This window comes from Pseudomonas sp. 13B_2.1_Bac1, assembly GCF_025466155.1.
GTDB classification, from domain to species: Bacteria; Pseudomonadota; Gammaproteobacteria; order Pseudomonadales; family Pseudomonadaceae; genus Aquipseudomonas; species Aquipseudomonas aylmerensis.
Window position 1 is genome coordinate 23,644 of record NZ_JANLOH010000080.1, and the last position, 24,248, is coordinate 47,891.

The window sequence follows — 24,248 nt, forward strand, 5'->3', positions numbered from 1 at the left end:
CCGTCTGGTTACGGCGATCAAAACGCCGGAGTCAGGTGTGGCTGGCCAGGAAAGTCAGCAACGCGCCATTCACGAACTCCGGATTTTCGCGGCTGGAAATATGCCCGGCACCTGGAATCAGCACCAGTGGGCAGCCAATCGACTCGGCCATTTCCCGGGCCTCGGCCGGAGGACGCGGCTGGTCTTCTTCTCCGCACATCACCAGCGTTGTAGCGGGGCTGAGCTTGTGCAACTGATCCCGGATATCGCTGCGACCAAAGGTGAGGCGACCCAGTGGCACGACGCTGTCACGCAGCTGCTCTGCGCAGAAGGCTGTCAGAGTGTGGCGGAAACCCTTGTACAAGCTCGACTCACGATCGATTCCCGGCCGAAAGAAAATCGGCGCGACGATATCCAGCAAATGCTCCGGGAATTGGCCTGCGTCCTCGATCATCTTCAATAGCGAGAAGTAGTAGTCGCGGGTTGCCTGAGGTTCTGCGCCCAGATACGTGTCCATCAGCACCAGGCTATTGATCCGGTCCGGCTCCTTCAACGCCAGGCGTGCGCCCCACATGCCGCCGACCGAAAGGCCGACCAGATTGACCTTGTCGATCTGCAGGTGATCCAGCAGACGCAGTGCCTGGTCGGCCAGGTCGTCCAGGGACTCAGTGGTCTCGGGCATCTGGCCCGATTGGCCATGGCCCCATAGCTCGGGGGCGATCACTCGATAATATTTCGACAGGGCGTTGATCTGCGGCGCCCACATGTCGCTGCTCCACAGGTAACTGGAACCCAGCAGGACGACCGGGCCGGTGCCTTGGTCGACGTAGTGCAGCGGTTTTCCATCGATAATGGCGACAGGCATAGCGGGCATCTGACTTTTTGGAGGTAGGGGTATGTTTTACTCTAGTCGGGGGCGGGGGGATAGATGCACATTTATGGCATTTTGTGGCAAGCCGCGTGTTTTTAATGACGGTTTGATGGGGAGAGTGGGGGGGGAGGGGTTATTGGGGGAGTGGGCTTGTTATGTGTGGGGGGGGTTGAGGTGAATGGAGGTGTTGTGGATAAGGGGCTGTTGGGGTGAGTGGGGTTGTTATGTTTGAGGGTTGTTGAGGTGAATGGGGGGGTTGTGGATGAGGGGCTGTTGAGGTGAATGGGGGTGTTGTGGATGAGGGGCTGTTGAGGTGAATGGAGGTGTTGTGGATGAGGGGCTGTTGTGGCGAGCGGCCCGCAGGACGGCCACTCAGTCGTAGATGACTTTCTTTTTCCACTCGGCGTCGGCGTCGACCACTTTGAGGCCTTCGGTCAGCTCGTTGACTTCATCCTCAGCCGGCTTGCTGTTGGTCAGCACTGTCGAGTTGGCCTTGGCCAGTTGCGCTTCCAGCTGTTGCAGCTGCGCGCTGTAGATCACCGGTTCCGGCTGTTTGCGCAAGTACTGCACGCCACGCTCGAACGCCAGGCGGGCCTGGCCCGGTTGGCCTTGTTGCAGGGCATGCTGGCCAAGGTTGTTGAAGAACTCGATGTGCAGCAGCACCAGGATATGGCGAATTTCCTTGATCCAGTGCTTGGCTTCGTTGGTCGGCAGGAAGCCGTCCTGGGCGGCGCGGGTGACTTGGCCGTGCAGGGCTTCGAGCAGGAAACGCACGTCCTTGGCCTTGGCTTCGGTCTGGATCGGGGCGGGCGGGTTGGCCACCGGGATCGACTCGCCCTGGGCCACCAGTGCATTCAACTCGGTGATCCGGGCCTTGATCGGTGCGCTGGTCTTGTTGAGATTCAACAGGCGCTGGTTGACGTTGAGTTCCAGGCGGGTCAGCAACAATTTGAGCGCCGGCGTCATCAACTGGCCGGGGAAGGTCTCGGTAATTTCACCGCAACGGCGCAGGCGATCATTGAGCTCGATCTCGGTGCGCTTCTTTTCCAGCTTGTTGTTTTCCACCACGTGGTTCATGTAGCCAATGGCGATCAGTATTACGATCCCGGCTATTACCAGCAGGGTGATCATGAGTGGTGTCACCGGTGTGACCTCTTTATAGGGTTTGCTGTGGAGTGTAGAGACTGAGGCATCCGCCGGATAGGACTGAGCGACCAGTTGCCCGGGTAGTTTCTTCTATATAGGTAAGGCGTTCCCTGCATGGATGCACATTGCCATCATTTGCTGGAGCGAACTATAGCGCCTTGTGGTGCGCCAGAATATAGGCGTCAAAGCCCTAACGGGCAGAATGCCCGCCGGGGCCCGCAAAGCAGGGCGAAGTCATTGATTTAAATAAATTTATCCTTGGGGGTTGACGACCTTTCAATCCATCCATAGAATGCGCGCCACTTACAGCGTAAAGCACACAGCGAAACGCGGTAGGGAGTGAATGTTGTACGTGTGTCCCCTTCGTCTAGTGGCCTAGGACACCGCCCTTTCACGGCGGTAACAGGGGTTCGAGTCCCCTAGGGGACGCCAATATGCGGGAATAGCTCAGTTGGTAGAGCACGACCTTGCCAAGGTCGGGGTCGCGAGTTCGAGTCTCGTTTCCCGCTCCAAATTTAAGCAGTGTTGCTCTCGGGCGGCACTGAGTGAAACCAGGGCATAATCTTCGGATTTAATCTCTGGACACTGAAATACACACCATGTGTTTCAGTTGTGTGTCCCCTTCGTCTAGTGGCCTAGGACACCGCCCTTTCACGGCGGTAACAGGGGTTCGAGTCCCCTAGGGGACGCCATTTGCGGGAATAGCTCAGTTGGTAGAGCACGACCTTGCCAAGGTCGGGGTCGCGAGTTCGAGTCTCGTTTCCCGCTCCATATTCAATGAAAACGCCGATCAGCAATGATCGGCGTTTTTGTTTGTGCGCGTTTTATCGCAAGTTCGCCGCTTGCGCCAAACGCACTGTAGCCTCGCGGATTTCTGCCTGATTGAGTGCTGCAAAGCCCAGGCGCAGTGCATTTTCCGGCAGGTCCAGCGGCGAAAACTGCCGGCCACTCCGTACGACCAACCCGTGGTCCAGCGCCGCGCCGACCATCTGCTCGACGTTGATTTCATCGTCGAAGCGTACCCACAGCGCCAGGCCACCTTCCGGCTCCCGTACCTTGATTCGATCCCCGAACGCCTCATGCAGGCAGCTCTGCAAGGTTTCGCGGCGGACGCGGTATTCCTTCGACACCCGGCGCAAATGCTTCTTCAGCTCCCCATCATTGATCAGGTCGGCGAGCATTTTCTGCGCGACCGCATCGGCATCCCCCATCATCAGCGCGGCATTGCTGTGCAGCGCTTGGATCACATCCGTGGGCGCCACCACATAACTGCAGCGAAACGTCGAGCCAAGGGCTTTGGATAACGAACCGACATAGATCACATGGCGCTGCGAGCGGTCACTGGCGAGGGGCAGGTAGGGCCGCCCGTTGAAGTGGTATTCGTGGTCGTAGTCTTCTTCGATGATGCAGAAATCATGCAGTGCCGCCAACGCCAACAGCTGCTGGCGTCGCGCCGCGTGCAGGCTCACGGTGGTGGGGAACTGGTGGTGTGGGGTGAGATAGATCATCCGCACCTTGTGTTCGCGGCAGAGGCGGTCGATCTGGTCCGTGCGACAGCCTTCTTCGTCCATCTCCACGGTGACCAGTTGCGCGCCCAGCTTGCGGAAAATTTCCCACGCGGGTGGGTAACTCAGGCGTTCCACCAGCACCACGTCTCCGGGTTTGAGCAGCAGGCTCGCGGTCAGGTACAGCGACACCTGGGTGCCTTGGGTGAGGCAGATGTTCTCGGCGCTGACCGTCAACCCGCGGTTGTTGCGCAGCATCTCGGCCAGGGCGCAGCGCAAATGGTAGCCCGTGCCCTCACTGCCGTAGCGCACGGTGTTGGAGCTAAAGCTGTTGCGCAATGCATTGCGGTAGTAGCGATGCAGGACGGCCTGGGGCAGCAAGCGGTGATCGCTGGTGCCGTTATCGAAAAACAGCGCGCCATGCCGATGCTGCAGTGCCGTCACCTGGGCGTTCTGGGCAAAATACGGGGCGACCGCCTGCGCCAGGATGGGCGGAGCGAAGGACTGTTGCGCGCGACTCGGCAACTGCTTGGGCGTCAGCTGCGCGTTGACGAAGGTCCCACGGCGTGGCTCGCTGACGAGCCAGCCTTTGGTCAACGCTTCTTCGTAGGCGAGGATCACGGTCTTGCGGTTGACGTCGAGCAACTGCGCCATTTCCCGCGTGCCCGGCAGCAATGTGCCGGGCGGCAATCGCCCTTCAACGATTGCGGTCACCAGGCCTTCGGCAATTTTGCGGTAGGACGCCTGGCCGTCACCCTCGTCCAGCTTGAGCAGCGGACGCCATTTACGCATCTGGACCATCTGAAGTATCCAAAACTGGAGGTTTTAATGGGCCTAGTCTAGCGCAACAATCAAGCCTCACTCACCCCGAGGTTGTTATGAATACACGTCATGTCATCGAACTGTCCCCCTCGGGGAAAACCTTTGAGGCCGGTGATGAGCTGTTGCTGGATGCGATGCTCGCCCACGGCCTGTCCGTGCCATTTTCCTGCCGTCGCGGTGCTTGTGGGTCGTGCAAGGTGGTGGTCGCAGAAGGTCAGTACCGGGCCAAACAGCTCGCGCCGGATGCACCGGTGCCGTGCTATCCGCTGGCAGCCAATGAAATGTTGTTGTGCCAGAGTCACGCCTGCGGCGACATGTGCCTGGAAATTCCCGGTTGGTCGCTGGACTCGCCCGCGTTGGTCGTCGAGGCAACCGTGCTGAGCAAACGCGCACTCAGCCCCGACATCATCGAGTTGGTGGTGATGCCGGATACGCCCTTGGCGGTGCGGGCGGGCCAGTACCTCAAGATCCAACTGGTCGACGGCGACTCGCGTTGTTTTTCGATCGCCAACCTGCCGGCCGAAGACGAGGGGCGACTGGTCTTCCAGATTCGCCAGGTCAGCGGCGGGCTGTTTTCCGAAACCCTGCTGGGGTGCCTGGAAGCCGGCGACCTGTTGCAACTGGAAGGGCCTTTTGGTGCCTGTACCTGGCAGGACCATGACGATGCGCCCGTAGTCTTGTTCGCCACGGGCACCGGCTACGCCGGCATCAAGCCGATCCTGCTGAGCGCCTTGAAACGCGATGTCGAGGTGACGTTGTACTGGGGCGGTGCGCAGCCGGCCGATTTTTATGACCGCGTGTTCCTGGACACATCGGTCAAAGAGCACGCGCGTTTTCACTGGCACCCGATGCTGGCCTCGCAGGGCCGGGTGCAGGAAGTGGCGCTGAGCCATGGGCATCACTGGGAAGCGGCCCACGTGTACGCGTGCGGTAGCGCAGCAATGATCAGCCAGGTGCGTACCGAGTGCCTGGAAGCGGGCCTGCCGGGCCATCGGTTTGTCGCGGAGGCCTTTGTGCCCAGCGGCCGGTCGAGTGCGGGCACTGCATCGAAGCCGCTGCATCCTGTGTGGGAAAAAGTCGGTCCGCGCTACTCCCTGGACGGCATGCTGGCGGCGCGCGACCAGTCCATACGCGCCCTGGCGGCAATTGCCAGCCGCCTGCAGGTGGGCATGACCACCGGCGAAGCCCTTGATATGGCCGCCGAACAACTGCAGGCCATGGGCGCGTCCCACACCTGGCATCCGACTTATATTCGTTTTGGCGACGATACCGTTCGCCCACCCCGCGAAGGTATCGATCGTCAACGCAGGCTACGCGCCACCGATATCGTCGTGGTCGACCTGGGCCCTGTGTGGGACGGCTACGAGGGCGACTATGGCGATACCTTTGTATTCGGTGACTCGCCGTTGCACCTGGCATGCAGGACGGCCCTGCACGAAGTGTTCGATGCGACCCGCGACGCCTGGTTACGTGGCCTCACCGGTCGCGAACTGTATGACTTTGCCGAGCAGAGTGCGGCGTCAAAAGGCTGGAGGCTGGCGCGCAATCTCGCGGGGCATCGCCTCGCGGATTTCCCCCACGCGTTGTTCGAGTGCAAGGACCTGGCGGACCTGGAAATCCCGCCGAGTGAAATGGCCTGGGTCCTGGAGATCCAGCTGTGCCATCCCACGGAGCCGGTCGGTGGTTTTTTCGAGGATATGTTGATGCTGCAAGCCTGAAGAGCCCGCCATTGCGGCGGGCTCCTTTGGATCAGAGCTTCGGCAGCTGGCCGATACGGCCCATCATTTCGGTGACGATCTGCAGGTCCAGCAGGAACTGGTCGACGGTCTTGAACTCGTTGTCGGTGTGCCCGGTGTACTTCACTTCCGGGCGCGCCAGGCCGAATTGCACGCCATTGGGCAGTTCGTGCACCGAGGTCGCGCCGGCCGAGGTGCCGAACTTGTGCTCCATGCCCAGGTTTTCGCTGGCGACGGCCAACAAAGCCTTGACCCATTCACCTTCCGGGTTGCGGTACATCGGTTCGGCGACCGAGTAGGTGAAGTCCACCTTGACCTTGGATTGCTTGTCCCAGGCATTCAGCTTGTCGGCAATCTCGGCCTTGAGTTTCTCCGGCGACTTGCCCTTCGGCACGCGCAGGTTCACCGCCAGCTTGAAGGCCTTGTCATCCAGGCCGACAAAGGTCAGCGAGGTGGTCAACGGGCCCATGAAATCATCGGAGAAGCCCACGCCCAATTTGCCGCCGAGGTAATCCAGGCCCCAGTTGTCGGACGCATAACGCGCCGCGTCGGTGATGTGGTTGTGCTTGAGGGCAATCTTGCCGTCGACGCTGTGGATCAGCTCCAGCATGCGCGCGACCGGGTTGACCCCGGACTCGGGTTCGGAGGAGTGAGCGGACACGCCGGTGACGGTCAGCTTGACGTTTTTGCCGTCGACCTTGGCGGCCACTGCAAAATCACCGCCGTTGCGCTTGGCGTATTCAGTCCCGGCCTTTTGCAGGCTGGCGGCCAGCTCGGCCGGTTTGTCGCTGACGAAGGTCGCGACCGAGGCGGAAGGGATCTGGTTGGTCGCCATGCCGCCGGTCATCGAGATGATTTCCGCGCCTTTGCCTTCACCCTTGCGACGCGGGAAGGTGGCCATGACCGTGCCGTAGCCTTTCTCGGCAATCACCACCGGGTAGCCGCCGTCCAGCGCCAGGTTGTACTGCGGCGTCGGGTTGTGCTCGAAGTAATAGGGGATCGCGTCGCCGGAGGTTTCTTCGGTGGTGTCCACCAGCAGCTTGAAATTGCGCGCCAGCGGCAGCTTTTCTTCCTTGATGACCTTCATGGCGTACAGGGCCACCACGATGCCGTTCTTGTCATCCTCGGTGCCACGGCCGTACATGCGATCGCCGATCAGCGTGACCTTGAACGGATCAAGCTTGGTGCCATCCTTGAGCACCCAGTTCTCTGGCGTCACCGGCACCACATCGGCGTGGGCGTGGATACCGACCACTTCATCACCGCTGCCTTCGAGGGAAATCTCGTAGACGCGATTGTCGATGTTGCGGAAGTTCAGGTTGAAGTCTTTCGCCAGAGCCTGGATCTTGCCGGCGATCTTGATGAATTCCGGGTTCTTGTACTGCGGCACACCGTCGACGTTGAAGGTCGGGATTTCCACCAGCTCACGCAGGGTTTCGGTGGCGGCCTTGCCGTACTTCACGCGTGTGTAGATACCGAGCAGGCGATTGATTTCGTTCTGCTGGTCGGCGCTCAGGGTTTTGTTATCCAGGAAGGCACTGATTGCCGGGCCGACGTCGCTGGTTTTACCCAGCTCGCCCTTGGCCAGTGCGCCGAGGAAACCACGGAAATCGGTGACGGACGTTTCGTTGAAACTCTTGAGAATCGCCGTGCTTTGGTCGGGTGTGATGTTGGCGAAGGCAGGTGTGGCGATGGCCGAAAGGCTGGCCGCGAACACGGTGGCAGCCGCCAGTTGCTTGAGTGGAAAGTGCATTGAGAGACGCATTCCTTTGCAGGTAGTGAGTAGGAAGTTTCTGATCGATATGTCAGAAACATTTCCACACACTACCACCTCTTTTTTCCACGGGCGAGGGTCTACGCAAAGGGTCCCGCAGGAGCCGGCTTGCCGACGATGACGCGCATTGCCAGGCGGATCACAGTGCCGGGACTATTTTCGTCGGCAAGCCAAGCGCCTGCAGGTGGCCTGAGTCACGGCTGGCCAGGGTGGGGCTCGGGGTACGTCTCGGTTACGTTCAACGCCTTGGCGTAGGGCCCATCCCACAATTGCTCATGGAGTTGCCCGACACGCTTGGCCATCGCTTCGCTGCGCATCACTACTTCCAGGTTGCGCGAATTATCCAGATACCCACCCAGCCAGTTGCTGGTGCCGATCCAGGCGACCTGGCCGTCGATCTCCATGGTCTTGCTGTGGATCACCCGCGCGTAAGGGATAAACCCTTGCCTGGCTTGCGGCAGGGTGACGATCTTGACCTGGACGTTGGGCAGGACCGCCAGGCTTTTCAGGTAGGGCAGTTCCAGTTTGTCGGTGTTCCAGTTGGACACCATCAGCTTGACTGACACCCCACGCGCCGCCGCTGCGCGCACGGCGTTGTCGATCACCGCGTAGTAAGGGCGGGTTTTATCCGGCCCGTAGGACAGCGGCGCATAGTCGAGCAGTTGCACGCGCACCTCTTTTTTGGCTTCACCGAGCAGGCGCGGCAACTCCAGTTGTGAATCGCCGACACCCGGCGGGTTGTAGCGCTGCGGGCTGGCGACCAGATAGTTGCCAGTGCGCGCAGGGGGTTCGCTGGCTGCGGGCAAGGGCACCGGGGTGTGCTCGGTCAGCGCTGCCTGGGCGCGCCAGTCCTGTTCGAAGATCGCCTGCACCTGGCTCACCACGGTGGCGTCGCTGATGCGCAGGCCGGTTTCGTGGATATGTTCCAGGGCGCGCCAGTCGAAATTCTGGCTGCCGACAAATGCCTGCTTGCCATCCACCACCATGTATTTGGCGTGGATGATCCCGCCGCTCAGTTGCCCATAGGGCAGCACACGGAAGGTCAGGTTGGGGATCGCACGCAAACGTTCCAGCGTGGAAGCTTCTGACAACTTGATGCCTTTTTCTTCCAGCAAGAAGCGAATCTTCACACCGCGTTTGCCGGCGGCCTCAAGGTGTTCGATCACCGTGTCCATCACCGAGCCAGGATGGTCGGCGGCATAGAACTGGCCGATATCGATGCGGCTTTTGGCGCCATCGAACAACGCGATCCACACCGGCCCCGGCTGGCGCAAATCGTCGGTGCCCAGCGTGGTATCCACCGGCACGGTGTGCACCAGTTCAAACCCCGGAATCGAAAAGTCCGCCTGAACCAGCGGACTCATGAGCAAGCCGGCCAGGCCTGCGATACGCAATTTCAAGGAGGCAGACATAGGGACCTCTATCAACGAAGAAAGCGGGCGCATTGCGCGCCCGCTGTAACCATCACGCCGTGCGGCTGTGCAACGGCGTCGGCACCAGGTGCGGCACTTCACTCTGTACCCGGGCGCCGGTGGCGGCGCGGATCAGCAGGATTTTCAACTGGTCGTTGATGCGCTCCAGGCTGTCCTGGAAGAAGTTGTGGAACACCACGCAGAACAGCGCGATGGCGATCCCCAGGCCAGTGGCGAACAGCGCCGTGCCGATGCCACCGGAAATCTGCCCTGGGTCGGACACCCCGGCACTCGCCAGCGCCTTGAAGGTGTCGATGATGCCGAGGATGGTACCCAGCAAGCCCAACAGCGGCGCGGCCGTGGTGATGGTCTCGATGATCCACAGGCTACGGGCCAGTGGCGCGCGAGTGGTCAGGTACTGGGTTTCGATCACGTCATCCAGGTCCTTGCGTGAACCGTGCGAGGCTTTCTGTGCCAGCACCGGCAACACCATGCTCAAGGGCAGGCTGTCACGCTGGGTCAAGCCCTGCGGCAAGTCGCGTTCGCTGTGTACGTTGGCGTCCAACACCGCCGTGAGCGCGCGAGCCTGGCGACGCACGTAGGCGAAGTAGATACCGCGCTCGATGGTGATGAAGATGGCGATGGCCATCGCGGCATACATCACATAGAAGGTGATGTCGTGGAGCAGGTTCATGTCCATGTTCGCTTACCTCGCAATTAGAAATTGGCTTCCAGGGAAACCGTCACAGTGCGTTCCAGGCCGACGATGTACGCCGGGTCGCCGTCGCGGAAACCGCCGTAGGTCGCGGCGTTGGTCTTGGTGGTGTACACGCCGTCCAGGTATTTCTTGTCGAACAGGTTGTCGACGTTCAGGCGCAGAGTGGCGTCCTTGACCACTTTCTTGTCCACCGGCAGGTAGATACCCGCGCCGGCGTTGAACACGGTGCGCCCGGAAATGGCTTCATCGTTGGTCAGGTCGCCGTAGAGCTTGCTCGTGTACTTGCCGCCGAAGGTGCCGTAGAAGCGACCGTCGTCATATCCGATGTTGGCCGCCAGCATGTTCTTCGGCACGTTGGCAAATTGCTTGCCGCTGGTGGGCAGCACGATGGCTTTGCCGGCGTTGTACACGGTCAGGTCGTCTTGCTGCTCGGCCTTGGTGTAGGTGTAGGAGGTGTAGTAGTTGAAGTGGTTGGGCAGCAGGCCGCTCCACTCCAGCTCCAGGCCGCTGTTGTTGACCGCGCCCGCGTTGATGTCGGCGAAGTCGCCGTTGATGTCTTTGGACGAGACCTGGCGATCCTTGAACTGCATGTAGAACAAGGTCGCCGCCACGGTCATGTCGTCACCGGTGAAGCGCCAGCCCAACTCGTGGTTCCAGCTGGTTTCCGGCTTGGAGTTGATCGAGTCCAGGCCCTTGTCGTACAGCACATAGTTCTGCGGGATCCGCATGTTGCGCGACAGGCTGTAGAACAACTGGTCGCGCTCATCCAACTGGTACTTGAGGCCGACGTTGGGCAGCAGTTTGTTGTAGGTCTGGTTACGTTTTTCTGCCTGTTCGGTGAGGCTGCCGTGGTTGGTGCCGTCACGCTTGACGTTCATGTAGGCGAGGCCTGCCACCAGCGTCCAGTCCGGGTCGATGTACCAGGTGTCCTGGGCCCAGACTTTCTGGGCGGGGGTGATGGTGAAGCGGTCGCGACCCTGGATGGTGTTGCCATTGGCATCGACCACGGCGTCGTTGGAGTCGGGCCAGGTGTCGACCGGTTTGCCGCTGGACTTGAGCGGAATGAACGGTTGGGTCTGGCTCTGGCGCGCGCGTTCGTACCAGTAGCCAAATTGCACGCTGTGATCACCCAGGTCCCAGTTCAGTTTGGTGGTGATCCCCGGACGCCAGGTTTGCGTGCGTGAAGGGCGGTAGTACACGCCGCTGTTCGGCGTGCCATCGGCGTTGTACTGCGCGCCGGTAGGCAAGTTGCCCAGGTCGAACACGCCGCCCTGGTTCGAGCCGCGGTTGAGCGCGTAGCTGGACGAGCCGACGCCACTGCCGTTGCCCCAGTAGTAGTACGGAATCACCGACAGCGCGAGGTTGTCAGCCAGTTTGAGCTGGGTGTTGAGCACGGCGGTGAAAGTCTGGAACGGGTTCTGCGCCAGCGCGTAATAGCTGTTGTACTTGCCATTGGCTCCCACGGTCGGCGTTGCCGGGTAGGGGTCGTACTTGCGGCCGTTCTGTTGGAACTGCGCCTTGGTCAGTTGGCTGTAACTGTTGTTGTCCTGCTCGTGGTACTTGAGGATCAGGTTGGCGGTGTTGCCGTCGCCCGCATCGAAGAAGCTGTTCCACTCGACCTTGTCCGCCCGCACTGCACCCGAGCCGCGCCACATCTGGCCTTCGGTGTGGGACGCCGACAGCCAGTTGCTGAGGCCGTTGACTTCACCGGTGTTCAGCCGCGCGAAGGTCTTGCGGGTGGCGTTGCTGCCCATCACCTGTTTGACGAACGCGCCGGTTTCCTTGGTCGGGCGAATCGTCACGATGCCGATGTTGCCGCCGCTGGAGCCGATGTGCGGGCCGTCGGCTTCCGAGGACCCCTGGGTGACGAAGATCTGGTCGATGTTTTCCGGGTCGCCCAGCAGGTTGGAATACAGCGCGTAGTTGCCCGAGTCGTTGATCGGCATGCCGTCCACCGACATCCCCACCTGGTCGGAGTTGAGCCCGCGCATGGTGAAGCGAAAGCCCGACAGGCCGGTGTTGTCCTCGCTGGAAATGTTCAGGCCCGGGGTGTACTTGAGCTTGTCGATGGCGTTGCCGGTGGCGGTCTGTTTATCCAGCGCCTCCTTGGTCACCGTGGAGCGGCCCTTGATGCTTTCTTCCTGCACCATGTAGCCGCCACCCGCAGTGGCCTTGCCCTGGACGCCGATGGTACCGACGTCGCTGTTGCCGGTGTCGGCCATGGCCATGCCCATGCTCTGGCCCATGCTTGCGGCAACAAGTGCCAGATGAATACGTGTGAACCTCATCACTGTCGTCCTGGTGTCGGGTGCTTATTGCACGCTGTAGTTGAAGGTGGCGGTGAAGCGCTGCTCATTGCGCCCCCCGAAGGCTTGCTCGGGGAACGGCTTGACTTGCTTGATGCGACGCAAGCTGTTGGTGGCGGCCCGGTTGAGCAACATGCTCGAGGCCTGGGTTTGCAGGCCGGAGTCCAGGACGCGACCCTGGCGGTCTACCAGCAGCCAGACCACGACTTCGCCGGTAGGGCGTTCGAGGGAGGCCTGGCGTCCGGTGGGGTACTGTTTGTAGGTGTCCAACTCGTTGCGCAAACCCTTGAGATAGCCGCCTTCGAGTGCCTGGCCGTCGACCTTCGGCGGGGCCGGTGGTGCCGGCGTTGGCGCGGCCTGGGCCGCCACGGCGGGGGCCGGTTTGGCGGCCACCGGCGGCGGTGTCGGCACGGGCGATGGCTTGGCCACCACGGGCTTGGGCTGAGGCTTCGGCTTGGGCTTGGGCTCAGGTTTTGGCAACGGCTTGGGCGGCGGTGGCGGCGGGGCCGGCTCGGCCTCTTCATCCTCGATCACCGGCGGCGGCTCTTGTTCCACCACCGGCTCCGGGGTCACTGGCGGCTCGGGTTCGACCAACGCCAGCTCGACCGCTGACTCGTCGTACACCGGTTCAACCTTCAACGTCTGGGACTGGATTCCCAGTGCAATCAGCACCAGGGCGATCAGGGCCGGGACACTGCCCAGCAGCTGTCGCGCACGAAACAGGACGTACATGATCACGACTTGCGCGTGGCGATGGACACGGAGGTAAAGCCACCCAGACGCAGGGTGTCCATCACCTCCACCAGGCGCGAAACTTCCACGCCCTTGTCGCTGTTGACGATGATCGTCGACTTGGTGTCAGGCTTTTCGGCCGCCTTCAAGGCCGGCACCAGCGCATCGACGGTGAGGTCCTTGCCATCCAGTTGCAGCTGGCCTTCCAGGCCCAGGGTCAGGATGAATTTGTTCTGCGGCTTGAGCTGCTGCGAACTGCTGGCGCTGGGCAGTTGGGTCTTCATGCCGAGGGCCGGAATCACGTTCAGGCTCACGAGTACGAAAAACACCAACAGGAACATCATCACGTCGATCATCGGGATCAGCTCGATGTGCGCCTTGCGTTTTTTCGGTTCGTCCCAGGTTCTCATTCCGCTACCCCGTCATTGAATTAGGGGCGACACGCTAACAACCAAAAATGACCGAATGGTTAACTTTAATTGACGTTTTGAGGGCTCTAGGACGCGTCTTACAGGGCATTCACAAGTCATTTTTGTGACGTAACAGAATTGAAACGAAGCGCGGCCATTCTCAAAAACTTTACATCGAGGCCCCCCGGAAATGAGCAGCGACTTGCCCCATCTGTCCACCCCGCGACTGCTGTTGCGCGCCCTGGAAAAACCCCAGGCCGAGACGTTGTGCGCCCTCGCCAACGGTCCGAAGATCGCCGATAACACCGCCAGTATTCCATCGCCCTACACCCTGGAAATCGCGCTGGATTTCATTGACGGCATGCAGGCGAAATATCGCTCGACGGGGTTGCTGAGCCTGGGGATGCACCGGCGTGACAATGGCGAGCTGATCGGTATCGTCAGCCTGCGCATCAATGCTGCTCATCGCTACGGGCATCTGGGCGGTTGGGTCGCGGCGGATGCGCGCAACCAGGGGTACGCGGCCGAGGCGGCGACAGCATTGATGGACTACGGCTTTGTCGAACTTGGCCTGCATCGCGTGGGTAGCCAGTGCTTCAGTCGCAACAAGGAATCGGCGCGGGTCATGGAGAAAATCGGCCTGCAATATGAAGGCTGCATGCGCGGCGCGTTCCTCAAGAACGGCGTGCATGAAGACCTGCTGGTGTTCGCCACGGTGCGTGAGGTGTGGGAGTACCGGTTGTGAGCGGCGGCGTCGACCACGGCCGGCGCCGGGTACTCGCCGGGCTGGCGGTGGCCACCACGTTTTCGATCCTCAGTCCGTTCGCGCGCAGTGCCGGGGTCGACTATCCGTTTACCCTGGGCGTGGCGTCGGGCGACCCGTTGCCGGATGGCTTTGTGATCTGGACGCGCCTGGCGCCGCTGTTCAATGCAGTGGATGGCCGGGGTGGGTTGAACCATGCGGTGGCGGTGCGTTGGCGGGTCGCCAGCGATGCGGCGATGACCCGCATCGTGCGACAGGGCGAGGTCATGGCCAGCGAGCGGTTGGCCCATTCGGTGCACGTGGAAGTCGCCGGGCTGGAGGCGGGCCGGCCGTATTGGTATCAGTTCGAAGGCCTCGGCGCGCAGAGCCCGGTGGGGCAGTCACGTACGGCGCCCGCCGTGCAGGCGATGGCGTCGGCGCGGTTGGGATTTGTCTCGTGCTCGCATTGGGAGCGCGGCTATTTCAGCGCCTACCGTCACCTCGCGGCAGAGCAGCCTGACCTGGTGTTTTTTCTCGGTGACTATATCTACGACAGCTCCTACGCGGCGGACTCGGGCAAAATCATTCGCGCCCACGGCAGCGGCAATGCGCTGAGCCTGGGCGATTACCGCAACCGTTATGCCTTGTACAAGACCGATCCGGACCTGCAGGCCTTGCATGCCGCTGCACCCAGCGTGGCGACCTGGGACGACCACGAAGTGCAGAACGACTACGCCAATCGCTGGTCCCAGGATCCCAAGATCCCGGTGGCGCAATTTCTCCAGCAGCGCGCGGCGGCTTACCAGGCGTTCTATGAACATATGCCGCTGCGTGCGAGCAGCGTGCCCAAAGGCCCGGATATGCGCATCTATCGGCGCCTGGACTACGGCCGACTGGCGCGTTTCCACGTGCTTGACGGCCGTCAGTATCGCTCCGAACAACCGTGCATTCCGGCCAATGGCAGCCACCAGGGGCATATCGCCGCCAACACATGCGCCGACCTGCGCAACCCCGCGCGGACTATGCTTGGCTGGCAGCAGGAGGCCTGGCTGGACCAGGGCTTTGCGCAGTCGCGGGCGCAGTGGAATGTGATCGCCCAGGACTTGCTGGTGGCGCCGCTGACCCAGCGCGACCCGACCAGCCAGGCACTTGGGCGCTGGACCGATGGCTGGGATGGCTACATGGCCAACCGTTCGCGGATGCTCGCATCGATCCAGCGCCACCGCGTCAACAACCCGGTGTTCTGGGGCGGTGATATCCATTCGTTCTGGGCCACGGACTTGCACGTCGATGGCAATGATCTGGACTCACCGATCGTGGCCACCGAATTCGTCGGCTCATCGGTGACGTCCGATGGCCCGCCCTATGATGCGTTTTCCCAACTGTTGCCACTTAACCCGCATGTGAAGTTTTTCGACAGTCGCCAGCGCGGGTACGTGTCGGTGCAGTTGGAGGCGCGGCAGATGCTGACGAGGTTTCGCGCGATCAGCGACCCGCGCGATCCACAGGCTGGCGTGTCGACTCTCAAGTCGTTTGTGACTGAGCCGGGCAGGGCGGGAGTGATGACGGCTTGAGGCATCGCCTGGTGACGGGCGATAGGGTTGTTGTGGCCAGCACGATGCTGTGGCAATCAGGTTTGTCATGTTGAGCAGGCTGTTGTGGTGAGCAGGCTTGCCCTGCGTTGGGCTGCGCAGCAGCCCCCAAACCTGACTGGAGTTTTTCCAGACAAACCGCGGCGGCTTTATTGGGGCTGCTGCGCAGCCCAACGCAGGGCAAGCCTGCTCACCACAGGGGGAACCTGTCAGAGTGGGGGCACCTGTCACTGGGGGGGATCTGCCAGATGGAGCGCAAGTGCCACTGTGGGTGGATCTGCCAGATGGAGCACACCTGCCACTGCGGGGGAATCTGCCACGGTGAACACACCTGCCACTGCGGGGGAATCTGCCACGGTGAGTACACCTGCCACTGTGGGTGCATCTGCCAGAGAGAGCGCCCCTGCCAGGGTAGGCGAATCTCACCCAGCAAGCCGGGCGTAGCGCTTCAGTCGAGGGTGTAACGCACCGACAGTGCGCCCTTTTTCTCCGACAGGGCCAGGATGGTCACTTGGCCCAGTTCGCTCAGCGCCTGTACATGCGTGCCGCCGCAGGCGTAGGCACGCAGTTCGCCGAAGCCGACTTCGCGGGTGCCGTCTTGCAGGGTCATATGGCGCGGATAGTCGGCGGCAATCCACTGGTTGACTTGCTGTTGAATCGTCTCGGCCTCGAGGGCCTGGGCGGCGTCGCCACGGATAAACGTGATCTTGCCTTCGCCCGGCCAGTGATGCGCCTTGATCGGCATCCAGCCCAGGGTCTCGCCAACGTTGCCGATCAAGTGCCCGGCGGAATGCAGGCGTGTGTGCAGGGCGCGGCGTTGCTCGTCGACCCGTGCAGTGATCAAGCCACGCGCCACGGGGCGGTCGGTGTAGTGCACCACGCGATCGGCTTCCTGGGTGACGCGCAGGACATTGGCCTCGCCGAGCCAGCCGGTGTCGAAAGGTTGCCCGCCGCCTTGGGGGTGGAAGAGGGTTGACTGCAGGGTGACGGCAAAGAGCTCTTCGTGCGGCGTGCAGTCCAGCACTTCAAGCTCGGCAGTCAGGTGATCGTGGGTGAAAAACAGGCGCTCGGTCATTATCTACATCCGCATCAAGGTTCTGCGAGCAGTATAAATAGTGCGTGGATGGGTGATAATCCGCTAAACTCTCAATGGACCTGTGCGCTATGAGCATCAATCTTCCCTTGCCGCTGCTGGGTGAAATGGCGATTTTCGTCAAGGTAGTGGAAGCCGGCAGCTTTTCCGAGGCGGCCCGGCAGATGGGGGCTTCGCCGTCTTCGGTGAGTCGCAGTATCTCGCGCCTGGAAAAGGCCCTGGCCACCCGTTTGCTGCAACGCACTACGCGCAAACTGCGCCTGAGCGAGGGCGGGGAAGAGGTGTTCAAGCGTTGCCAGGAGATGGTCAACGCGGCGCGTTCGGTCATGGAGATCAGCGGCCAGTTCACCCATGAGGCCGAAGGTCAGGTGCGGGTCAGTGTGCCCAAGGCGGTGGGGCGGTTTGTGGTGCACCCGCATATGCCGGAGTTTCTGCGGCGCTATCCCAAGGTCGATGTGCAACTGATCCTCGAGGACCGGCACGTGGACCTGATCGATGACAACGTGGACCTGAGCATCCGCATCACCGACAGCCCGCCGCCGGGGCTGGTCGGGCGGCAGCTGTTGCCCATCGAGCATTTGTTGTGCGCGACCCCACAGTACCTGGCCGAGCACGGCACGCCGGGTCATCCCCAGGATTTACTCGCACACAGCTGCATCTACCTGGGTGAAACCCCGGCGGACTCACGCTGGAAATTTCGCCAGGCGGGCAAGACGGTGACGGTAGGTGTGCACGGGCGTTATGCGGCGAACCACACCGGGGTACGCCTGGATGCGGTGTTGCAGCATGTGGGGATTGGCAGCCTGCCGTATTTCACCGCGCGGCATGCGTTGGAGGAGGGGCGCTTGGTGCAGGTGTTGCCGGCGTGGGACTTTATTGCGTCCTACCATGGCGAGGCGTGGTTGCTGCATTCGCCGACGCGGTACCTGTCGCCGAAGTTGCGGGTGTTTATCGACTATCTGGTGGAATGCATGGCGAAGGAGCCGACATTGCGCCGCCAACACCTGGTAGGAGCCGGGTCGCCGGCGATGGGCCCTTGAAGCCACCGCTGGACTCAAGGCCGCCATCGCCGGCAAGCCGGCTCCTGCAAGGGAAATCGTGGGGGTTGATCAGTGCTTGCTCTGGTCCTGCGGCATGGCCAGCAGCTGCTTTTCCTGGTTCCAGTCGAACGGTTCGTCGTTCTGTTCGGCTTCGAAGCGACGCTCTTCCAGGGCCTGGTACAGGTCCAGTTCTTCGTCAGGCATGAAGTGCAGGCAGTCACCCCCGAAGAACCACAGCAGGTCACGCGGTACCAGGTGGGCAATCTGTGGGTAGCGCAGGATGACCTGGCTCATCAGGTCCTGGCCCAGGTACTGGCTTTCGATCGGGTCGATCGGCAGCAGGGCGCGCAATTCGTCGAAGCGCTCCAGGAACAGGGTGTGGCTTTCCTCGGGTACCTGTTCGGCTTCGCCGACGGCAACCAGGATGCTGCGCAAGTGGTCGAGCAAGACGAGATGATCGGCAACGACGTTGGACACGAGATAAGTCCTCTAAAGCAAAAACGGGCGCGAGAGTATATAGCCCTCGCGCCCGTATTTATATGACCGCTGGACTCAGCGGACTTTACCCTCGGTGTGTTCCAGCTCTTCCTTGCTGAAATCATCCACGTCGATCACCTTGCGTCGCGCCGCCTCGGCGTCACGCAGGGTCTGTGCTTCAGCCGGTTGCAGCACGCCGGCGTGCAATGCAGCGTCGATCGCATGTTCGCCGGCAGTCGGCTTGACCTGGCCGCTTTTGAGTGCGCTGTGGAGTTTTTTCTGCAGTGGGTGGCTGGCACCCAGCAGGTCGTAGGCATGTTGCAGGGCGCCCACCGGATCTTCCGCCGATTGTGGGCGGTAGCAGCCGGCCAGCAGTTCTTCCAGGGTCGGGTCGCCTTTGGCACGGCCAATCACCGCGGCCACTTCGGCATCCAGCGCGTCGGACGGCCCGGTATGGCGACGCCCGAACGGGAACACAATGACCCGCAGCAGGCAGCCCAATACCTTGTTCGGGAAGTTGCTGAGCAGTTCATCCAGTGCGCGCTCCGACTCGCCGAGGCTTTCTTCCATGGCCCAGGCGAACAGCGGTTCCAGGTGATCCGGCGAATCCAGGTCGTGATAACGCTTGAGTGCCGCCGAGGCCAGGTACATGTGGCTCAGCACATCGCCCAGGCGCGCGGACAGGCGTTCGCGGCGCTTCAACTCGCCGCCGAGCAGCATCATGCTCAGGTCGGCGAGCAGGGCGAAGGCGGCAGCCTGGCGATTCAGGGCGCGGAAGTAACCTTGGCTGAGGCGGTTGCCCGGGGCTTTTTCGAAGTGGCCTACGCCCAGGTTCAGTACCAGGGTGCTGGCGGCGTTGCTCACGGCGAAACCGATATGCTGCATCAGCAGGCCGTCGAACTCCTTGAGTGCCTGGTCATGGTCTTCGCGACCGGCCAGGGCCATTTCCTTGAGCACGAACGGATGGCAGCGGATGGCGCCCTGGCCGAAGATCATCAGGTTGCGCGAGAGGATGTTCGCGCCTTCTACCGTGATGAAGATCGGCGCACCCTGCCAGCTGCGGCCCAGGTAGTTGTTGGGGCCCATGATGATGCCCTTGCCACCGTGCACATCCATGGCGTGGCTGATGCATTCACGACCGCGCTCGGTCAGGTGGTACTTGAGGATCGCCGACAGCACTGAGGGTTTTTCGCCCAGGTCGACGGCGTTGGCGGTGAGCATGCGCGCGCTGTCCATCAGCCAGGCGTTGCCGCCGATGCGCGCCAGGGCTTCCTGGATACCTTCGAAGGCCGACAGCGGCACGTTGAACTGCTCACGCACCTGGGCGTACTGGCCGGTGACCAGGCTGGTGAACTTGGCGGCGCCGGTGCCGACAGCGGGCAGGGAGATCGAACGGCCGACCGACAGGCAGTTCATCAACATCATCCAGCCCTTGCCGAGCATTTCCTGGCCACCAATGAGGAATTCCAGGGGGATGAACACGTCCTTGCCGGAGTTGGGGCCGTTCATGAAGGCAGCGCCCAGGGGCAGGTGGCGACGGCCGATTTCCACGCCGGGGGTGTCGGTGGGGATCAGCGCCAGGCTGATGCCCAGGTCTTCTTCCTCGCCCAGCAGGTGGTCCGGGTCATGCGCCTTGAAGGCCAGGCCGAGCAAGGTCGCGACCGGCCCCAGGGTGATGTAGCGTTTTTCCCAGTTGAGGCGCAGGCCGAGGGTTTCCTTGCCTTCCCATTCGCCTTTGCAGATCACGCCGGTGTCGGGCATGGCGCCGGCGTCGGAGCCGGCCAGCGGGCCGGTCAGGGCGAAGCAGGGGATGTCATCGCCGCGCGCCAGGCGCGGCAGGTAGTGGTTGCGTTGCTCATCGGTGCCGTAGTGCAGCAGCAATTCGGCCGGGCCGAGTGAGTTGGGCACCATCACGGTGGACGCCAGGTCACCGCTGCGGGTGGCGAGTTTCATCGCGACCTGGGAGTGCGCATACGCGGAGAAGCCCTTGCCGCCGTATTCCTTGGGAATGATCAGGGCGAAGAAACCGTGGGTCTTGATGTGCTCCCAGGCAGCGGGCGGCAGGTCCATGGCCTGGCCGATTTCCCAGTCGCTGACCATGGCGCAGAGTTCTTCGGTCGGGCCGTCGATGAACGCTTGCTCTTCTTCGGTCAGTTGCGCCTTGGGATAGGCCAGCAACTTGTCCCAGTCCGGGCGACCGCTGAACAGTTCGCCGTCCCACCACACGGTGCCGGCGTCGATGGCATCGCGCTCGGTCTCGGACATCGGCGGCAGGACTTTCTGGAACCAGCTGAACAGCGGCTTGGTGAAGTATTGGCGGCGCAGGTCCGGTAGCAACAGCGGCGCCGCGACGGCGGCCAGCAGCACCCAGAAGATCAGCAGCAACCAGCCGGGAGCGTGACTCCAGGCGCCCATCGCCAACAGGTAGACGGCGACCACACCCAGGGCGGGCAGGGGCGCGGTGCGCCGGTGTGCCAGGTAGGCAATGCCGACCACCAGAACCAGTATCCACAACAACAGCATATTCAATCCTCCGTGAAACCAGGGGCGAAACCACCAACGAGCTTAGTCGGCATCCGAGCAAGCGGGGTGATCAGGGTGTAACGAGTTGTGCTGGAAGCACCCATCTTCAGGCGCCGACATTTGGCCGAATCGTCGTTATCTCTGTGGCGGACCTGTCGTTAAACTCAAGGCTTCCTTCGGAGATCAAGCTCATGGATACGTACCTGAGTCCCAGCCGCTTCATCGATAGTGACCACCCTGCGGTGGTGGAGTTCGCCGAAAAACATCGCGGTCCCAGCGCGGATTTAAGTGACCAGGCGGTCAGTCTTTATTACGCCGTACGTGAGGCGATTCGCTACAACCCCTACACCTTCAGTCGCGACCCAGGCACCCTGAGCGCCAGCTATGCCCTGGCTGCCGGCGAAAGCTACTGCGTGCCCAAGGCCACCTTGCTCGCTGCCTGTGCCCGCCACTGCGGGATCCCGGCACGCATCGGCCTGGCCGACGTGCGCAATCACCTGTCGACGCCACGCCTTATCGCGTTGCTCAAAAGCGACGTGTTCGCCATGCACGGCTATACCGAACTGTACCTGCGCGGTCGCTGGGTCAAGGCGACGCCGGCGTTCAACAGCCAGTTGTGCGAGTTGTTCGATGTGCCGCCGCTGGAGTTCGATGGCCTCCACGACAGTGTTTTCCATGCGTTCAATCGCCAGGGCCAGCGCTCGATGGAGTACGTGGTGGACCACGGGCAATTTCCCGACGTGCCCGAGGCATTTTTCTTCGCCCATATCCAGCAGTGTTACCCGCACTTGTTCGCCGAGGACATGCCGACGTTGCTGGGCGATATGCAGAGTGATTTGAGCCGCGCGTGAACCGGCGTATGCTGCTGCGTTCATCTAGCCATGTTCATCAACAATAAGGCGCGGTCATGCTGAAAATCTGGGGTCGTAAAAATTCATCAAACGTCAGGAAGGCACTCTGGTGCGCCGAAGAACTCGGCCTGGACTATGAGGCAATTGATGCGGGCGGGGCTTTTGGTGTGGTCGACACGCCGCAATATCGGGCGTTGAACCCCAACGGCCGGGTGCCGATGATCGAAGACGGTGACTTCGTGTTGTGGGAATCCAACACCATCGTGCGTTATCTGTGTGCCAAGCAGGCATCCAGCTGGTATCCCACCGACCTGAAGGCGCGGGCCAATGCCGAAAAGTGGATGGACTGGACCACGTCGACCTTCGCCGACCCGTTCAGGACCGTGTTCTGGGGCGTGCTGCGCACCCCCGCGGACAAGCAGAACTGGGACACCATCCACGCCGGGCGCAAGGCCTGTATCGATGTGCTCAAGACCGTCGACCAGGCGCTCGCAGTGCAGCCGTATCTGTCGGGCAATGACATCGGCATGGGCGATATTCCCCTGGGCAGCTTCATCTACGCCTGGTTTGAAATGCCCATCGAACGGCCTTCGATGCCCCACCTGGAGGCCTGGTACCAGCGCCTGCAACAGCGTCCGGCCTACCGCAAGGCGGTCATGACTGCGTTGACTTAATACCCACTATTAATACGGGTGACTGTACTTGTGCGGCGCGGGCAAGCACCATGCTTGTCATGCGCCGCCGTTGAACTACGTGGGCTGCGCCCTCATCTATTGTTTCTATTCCCTTCTTTGGTGCGTAATCCGATATGAGTTCCGCTCTGTCCATCCGGCAGCTAACCAAAACCTACGGCAACGGTTTCCAGGCCCTGAGTGGTATCGATCTGGACGTTGCCGAGGGTGATTTCTTCGCCTTGCTCGGCCCCAACGGTGCCGGCAAATCCACCACCATCGGTATCCTCTCGACCCTGGTCAACAAGACCAGCGGCACGGTGAATATCTTCGGGCATGACCTGGACAAATCCCCGGCGGCGCTCAAGCGTTCGATCGGCGTGGTGCCCCAGGAATTCAACTTCAACCAGTTTGAAAAGACTTTCGACATTGTCGTGACCCAGGCGGGTTACTACGGCATTCCGGCGAAAGTCGCCAAGGAACGCGCCGAGCAGTACCTGACCCAGTTGGGCCTGTGGGACAAGCGCGACGTGCCTTCGCGCTCGCTGTCCGGCGGCATGAAGCGGCGCCTGATGATCGCCCGTGCGCTGGTCCATGAACCGCGCCTGCTGATCCTCGACGAGCCCACCGCTGGCGTGGACATCGAGCTGCGCCGTTCGATGTGGACCTTCCTCACCGAGCTGAACCAGAAGGGCATCACCATCATCCTCACCACCCACTACCTGGAAGAGGCTGAGCAGCTGTGCCGCAACATCGGCATCATCGACCACGGCACCATCGTCGAGAACACCAGCATGCGTAACCTGCTGGGCCAGTTGCATGTGGAGACTTTCCTGCTCGACCTGAAGAACAACCTGTCGGTCTCGCCGCAACTGCTCGGCTACCCGAGCCGCCTGGTGGACAGCCATACCCTGGAAGTCCAGGTGGACAAGGCCATGGGCATCACCGCGCTGTTCACCCAATTGGCGGCCCAGAACATTGAAGTGCTGAGCCTGCGCAATAAAACCAATCGCCTCGAGGAGTTGTTCGTGTCCCTGGTGGAGAAAAATCTGGCGAAGGTGGCGGTATGAGTTCCGAACTGCAACCCAATATTGTCGCGCTGCAAACCATCGTCTACCGCGAAGTGAAGCGCTTTACCCGGATCTGGCCGCAGACCCTGCTGCCGCCGGCGATCACCATGGTCCTGTACTTCGTGATCTTCGGTAACCTGATCGGCCGGCAGATTGGCGACATGGGTGGCTTCACCTACATGGAGTACATCGTGCCGGGCCTGATCATGATGTCGGTGATCACCAACTCCTACGGCAACGTGGTCTCCAGCTTCTTCGGCAGCAAGTTCCAGCGCTCCATCGAGGAACTGATGGTCTCGCCGGTCTCGCCGCACACTATCCTGATCGGCTACACCCTGGGCGGCGTGCTGCGTGGCCTGATGGTCGGGGTGATTGTGACGCTGCTGTCGCTGTTCTTCACCCACCTGCAGGTGCATCACCTCGGGGTCACCTTGCTGGTGGTGGTGCTGACTGCAACGATCTTTTCGCTGCTTGGCTTCATCAACGCGGTGTTTGCGCGCAACTTCGATGACATCTCGATCATCCCGACTTTCGTGCTGACACCGCTGACGTACCTGGGCGGGGTGTTCTACTCCATCACCTTGCTGCCGCCGTTCTGGCAGACCGTGTCGCTGGCCAACCCGGTGCTGCATATGGTCAACGCCTTCCGCTACGGCATCCTGGGCGTGTCGGACATCAAGATCAGCGTGGCGATCACCTTCATGCTCGTGGCGACCGTGGTGCTGTACATCGGTTGTGCGCGGTTGCTGGTGAGCGGGCGTGGGATGCGTACGTAACC

20 protein-coding genes and 4 tRNA genes are annotated in these 24,248 nt (G+C 61.6%); 12 read left to right on the forward strand and 12 right to left on the reverse strand.

Going from position 1 to position 24,248, the window contains the following annotated elements:
- Positions 1 to 31: 31 nt before the first annotated feature.
- Complete coding sequence (locus tag NTD80_RS18575) at positions 32 to 844, reverse strand: alpha/beta fold hydrolase (RefSeq protein WP_262134518.1); 813 nt, start codon at positions 842 to 844, stop codon at positions 32 to 34.
- Positions 845 to 1,222: 378 nt separating this feature from the next.
- The gene (locus NTD80_RS18580) at positions 1,223 to 1,993 is read right to left on the reverse strand and encodes a hypothetical protein (protein WP_065901461.1); all 771 of its coding nucleotides are present in this window, start codon (positions 1,991 to 1,993) and stop codon (positions 1,223 to 1,225) included.
- A 359-nt stretch (positions 1,994 to 2,352) separates the two neighbouring features.
- Between NTD80_RS18580 and NTD80_RS18585 the strand changes: the two genes are divergently transcribed.
- The 4 genes from NTD80_RS18585 (at position 2,353) to NTD80_RS18600 (ending at position 2,767) form a co-directional block, all read left to right on the forward strand.
- Positions 2,353 to 2,428: transfer RNA gene (locus NTD80_RS18585), tRNA-Glu, on the forward strand.
- 4 nt (positions 2,429 to 2,432) lie between these two features.
- Positions 2,433 to 2,508: transfer RNA gene (locus NTD80_RS18590), tRNA-Gly, on the forward strand.
- A 104-nt stretch (positions 2,509 to 2,612) separates the two neighbouring features.
- Positions 2,613 to 2,688, forward strand: a tRNA-Glu gene (locus NTD80_RS18595).
- A 3-nt stretch (positions 2,689 to 2,691) separates the two neighbouring features.
- A tRNA-Gly gene (locus NTD80_RS18600) sits at positions 2,692 to 2,767 on the forward strand.
- 53 nt (positions 2,768 to 2,820) lie between these two features.
- On the opposite strand, the gene NTD80_RS18605 is transcribed toward NTD80_RS18600, so the two are convergent.
- Entirely contained in the window at positions 2,821 to 4,302 is a 1,482-nt protein-coding gene (locus NTD80_RS18605; RefSeq protein WP_262134519.1) for a PLP-dependent aminotransferase family protein, read from the reverse strand.
- Between the two features lie 77 nt (positions 4,303 to 4,379).
- On the opposite strand from NTD80_RS18605, the gene NTD80_RS18610 reads away from it, so the two are divergent.
- Positions 4,380 to 6,041 (forward strand): M24 family metallopeptidase, encoded by a 1,662-nt coding sequence (locus tag NTD80_RS18610; RefSeq protein ID WP_262134520.1) that lies wholly within the window; start codon positions 4,380 to 4,382, stop codon positions 6,039 to 6,041.
- 31 nt (positions 6,042 to 6,072) lie between these two features.
- On the opposite strand, the gene NTD80_RS18615 is transcribed toward NTD80_RS18610, so the two are convergent.
- From NTD80_RS18615 to NTD80_RS18640, 6 genes are all read right to left on the reverse strand, one after another.
- Positions 6,073 to 7,812: a dipeptidase gene (locus NTD80_RS18615; protein WP_262134521.1), complete on the reverse strand. Its 1,740-nt coding sequence runs from the start codon at positions 7,810 to 7,812 to the stop codon at positions 6,073 to 6,075.
- A gap of 215 nt (positions 7,813 to 8,027) precedes the next feature.
- On the reverse strand, positions 8,028 to 9,245 hold the full coding sequence (locus tag NTD80_RS18620; RefSeq protein WP_262134522.1) for a phospholipase D-like domain-containing protein: 1,218 nt from the start codon (positions 9,243 to 9,245) through the stop codon (positions 8,028 to 8,030).
- Between the two features lie 52 nt (positions 9,246 to 9,297).
- Complete coding sequence (locus tag NTD80_RS18625) at positions 9,298 to 9,945, reverse strand: MotA/TolQ/ExbB proton channel family protein (protein ID WP_065901446.1); 648 nt, start codon at positions 9,943 to 9,945, stop codon at positions 9,298 to 9,300.
- 17 nt (positions 9,946 to 9,962) lie between these two features.
- Complete coding sequence (locus NTD80_RS18630) at positions 9,963 to 12,251, reverse strand: TonB-dependent receptor (protein ID WP_262134523.1); 2,289 nt, start codon at positions 12,249 to 12,251, stop codon at positions 9,963 to 9,965.
- A gap of 24 nt (positions 12,252 to 12,275) precedes the next feature.
- Entirely contained in the window at positions 12,276 to 13,001 is a 726-nt protein-coding gene (locus tag NTD80_RS18635; RefSeq protein WP_262134524.1) for an energy transducer TonB, read from the reverse strand.
- 2 nt (positions 13,002 to 13,003) lie between these two features.
- Positions 13,004 to 13,411, reverse strand: a complete 408-nt coding sequence (locus NTD80_RS18640) for an ExbD/TolR family protein (RefSeq protein WP_005786670.1) — start codon at positions 13,409 to 13,411, stop codon at positions 13,004 to 13,006.
- A 190-nt stretch (positions 13,412 to 13,601) separates the two neighbouring features.
- On the opposite strand from NTD80_RS18640, the gene NTD80_RS18645 reads away from it, so the two are divergent.
- Positions 13,602 to 14,156 carry a GNAT family N-acetyltransferase gene (locus NTD80_RS18645; protein ID WP_262134525.1) on the forward strand — a complete coding sequence of 185 codons (555 nt, stop codon included), beginning with the start codon at positions 13,602 to 13,604 and terminating at the stop codon, positions 14,154 to 14,156.
- Positions 14,153 to 15,727 (forward strand): alkaline phosphatase D family protein, encoded by a 1,575-nt coding sequence (locus tag NTD80_RS18650; RefSeq protein WP_262134536.1) that lies wholly within the window; start codon positions 14,153 to 14,155, stop codon positions 15,725 to 15,727. Before NTD80_RS18645 ends, NTD80_RS18650 begins: the two co-directional genes overlap by 4 nt.
- A 466-nt stretch (positions 15,728 to 16,193) precedes the next feature.
- Here NTD80_RS18650 and NTD80_RS18655 read toward each other — a convergent pair whose 3' ends face one another.
- The gene (locus tag NTD80_RS18655) at positions 16,194 to 16,820 is read right to left on the reverse strand and encodes an alanyl-tRNA editing protein (RefSeq protein WP_262134526.1); all 627 of its coding nucleotides are present in this window, start codon (positions 16,818 to 16,820) and stop codon (positions 16,194 to 16,196) included.
- An 89-nt stretch (positions 16,821 to 16,909) separates the two neighbouring features.
- On the opposite strand from NTD80_RS18655, the gene NTD80_RS18660 reads away from it, so the two are divergent.
- Complete coding sequence (locus NTD80_RS18660; protein ID WP_120448014.1) at positions 16,910 to 17,878, forward strand: LysR family transcriptional regulator; 969 nt, start codon at positions 16,910 to 16,912, stop codon at positions 17,876 to 17,878.
- 69 nt (positions 17,879 to 17,947) lie between these two features.
- Here the strand turns inward: NTD80_RS18660 and NTD80_RS18665 are convergent, their stop codons facing one another.
- Together NTD80_RS18665 and NTD80_RS18670 are read right to left on the reverse strand one after the other, a co-directional pair.
- Positions 17,948 to 18,355, reverse strand: coding sequence for a PA2817 family protein (locus tag NTD80_RS18665; protein WP_010567536.1), 408 nt, complete (start codon positions 18,353 to 18,355; stop codon positions 17,948 to 17,950).
- Positions 18,356 to 18,430: 75 nt separating this feature from the next.
- Entirely contained in the window at positions 18,431 to 20,878 is a 2,448-nt protein-coding gene (locus tag NTD80_RS18670; RefSeq protein WP_065901428.1) for an acyl-CoA dehydrogenase, read from the reverse strand.
- A 191-nt stretch (positions 20,879 to 21,069) separates the two neighbouring features.
- On the opposite strand from NTD80_RS18670, the gene NTD80_RS18675 reads away from it, so the two are divergent.
- The 4 genes from NTD80_RS18675 (at position 21,070) to NTD80_RS18690 (ending at position 24,246) form a co-directional block, all read left to right on the forward strand.
- Complete coding sequence (locus NTD80_RS18675) at positions 21,070 to 21,729, forward strand: transglutaminase-like domain-containing protein (protein ID WP_262134528.1); 660 nt, start codon at positions 21,070 to 21,072, stop codon at positions 21,727 to 21,729.
- A gap of 56 nt (positions 21,730 to 21,785) precedes the next feature.
- Entirely contained in the window at positions 21,786 to 22,403 is a 618-nt protein-coding gene (locus NTD80_RS18680) for a glutathione S-transferase family protein (protein ID WP_262134529.1), read from the forward strand.
- Positions 22,404 to 22,537: 134 nt separating this feature from the next.
- A complete protein-coding gene (locus NTD80_RS18685) occupies positions 22,538 to 23,470 on the forward strand; it encodes an ABC transporter ATP-binding protein (protein WP_065901421.1) in 933 nt (310 codons plus the stop codon).
- Positions 23,467 to 24,246 carry an ABC transporter permease gene (locus tag NTD80_RS18690; RefSeq protein ID WP_065901419.1) on the forward strand — a complete coding sequence of 260 codons (780 nt, stop codon included), beginning with the start codon at positions 23,467 to 23,469 and terminating at the stop codon, positions 24,244 to 24,246. Before NTD80_RS18685 ends, NTD80_RS18690 begins: the two co-directional genes overlap by 4 nt.
- Positions 24,247 to 24,248: the final 2 nt, after the last annotated feature.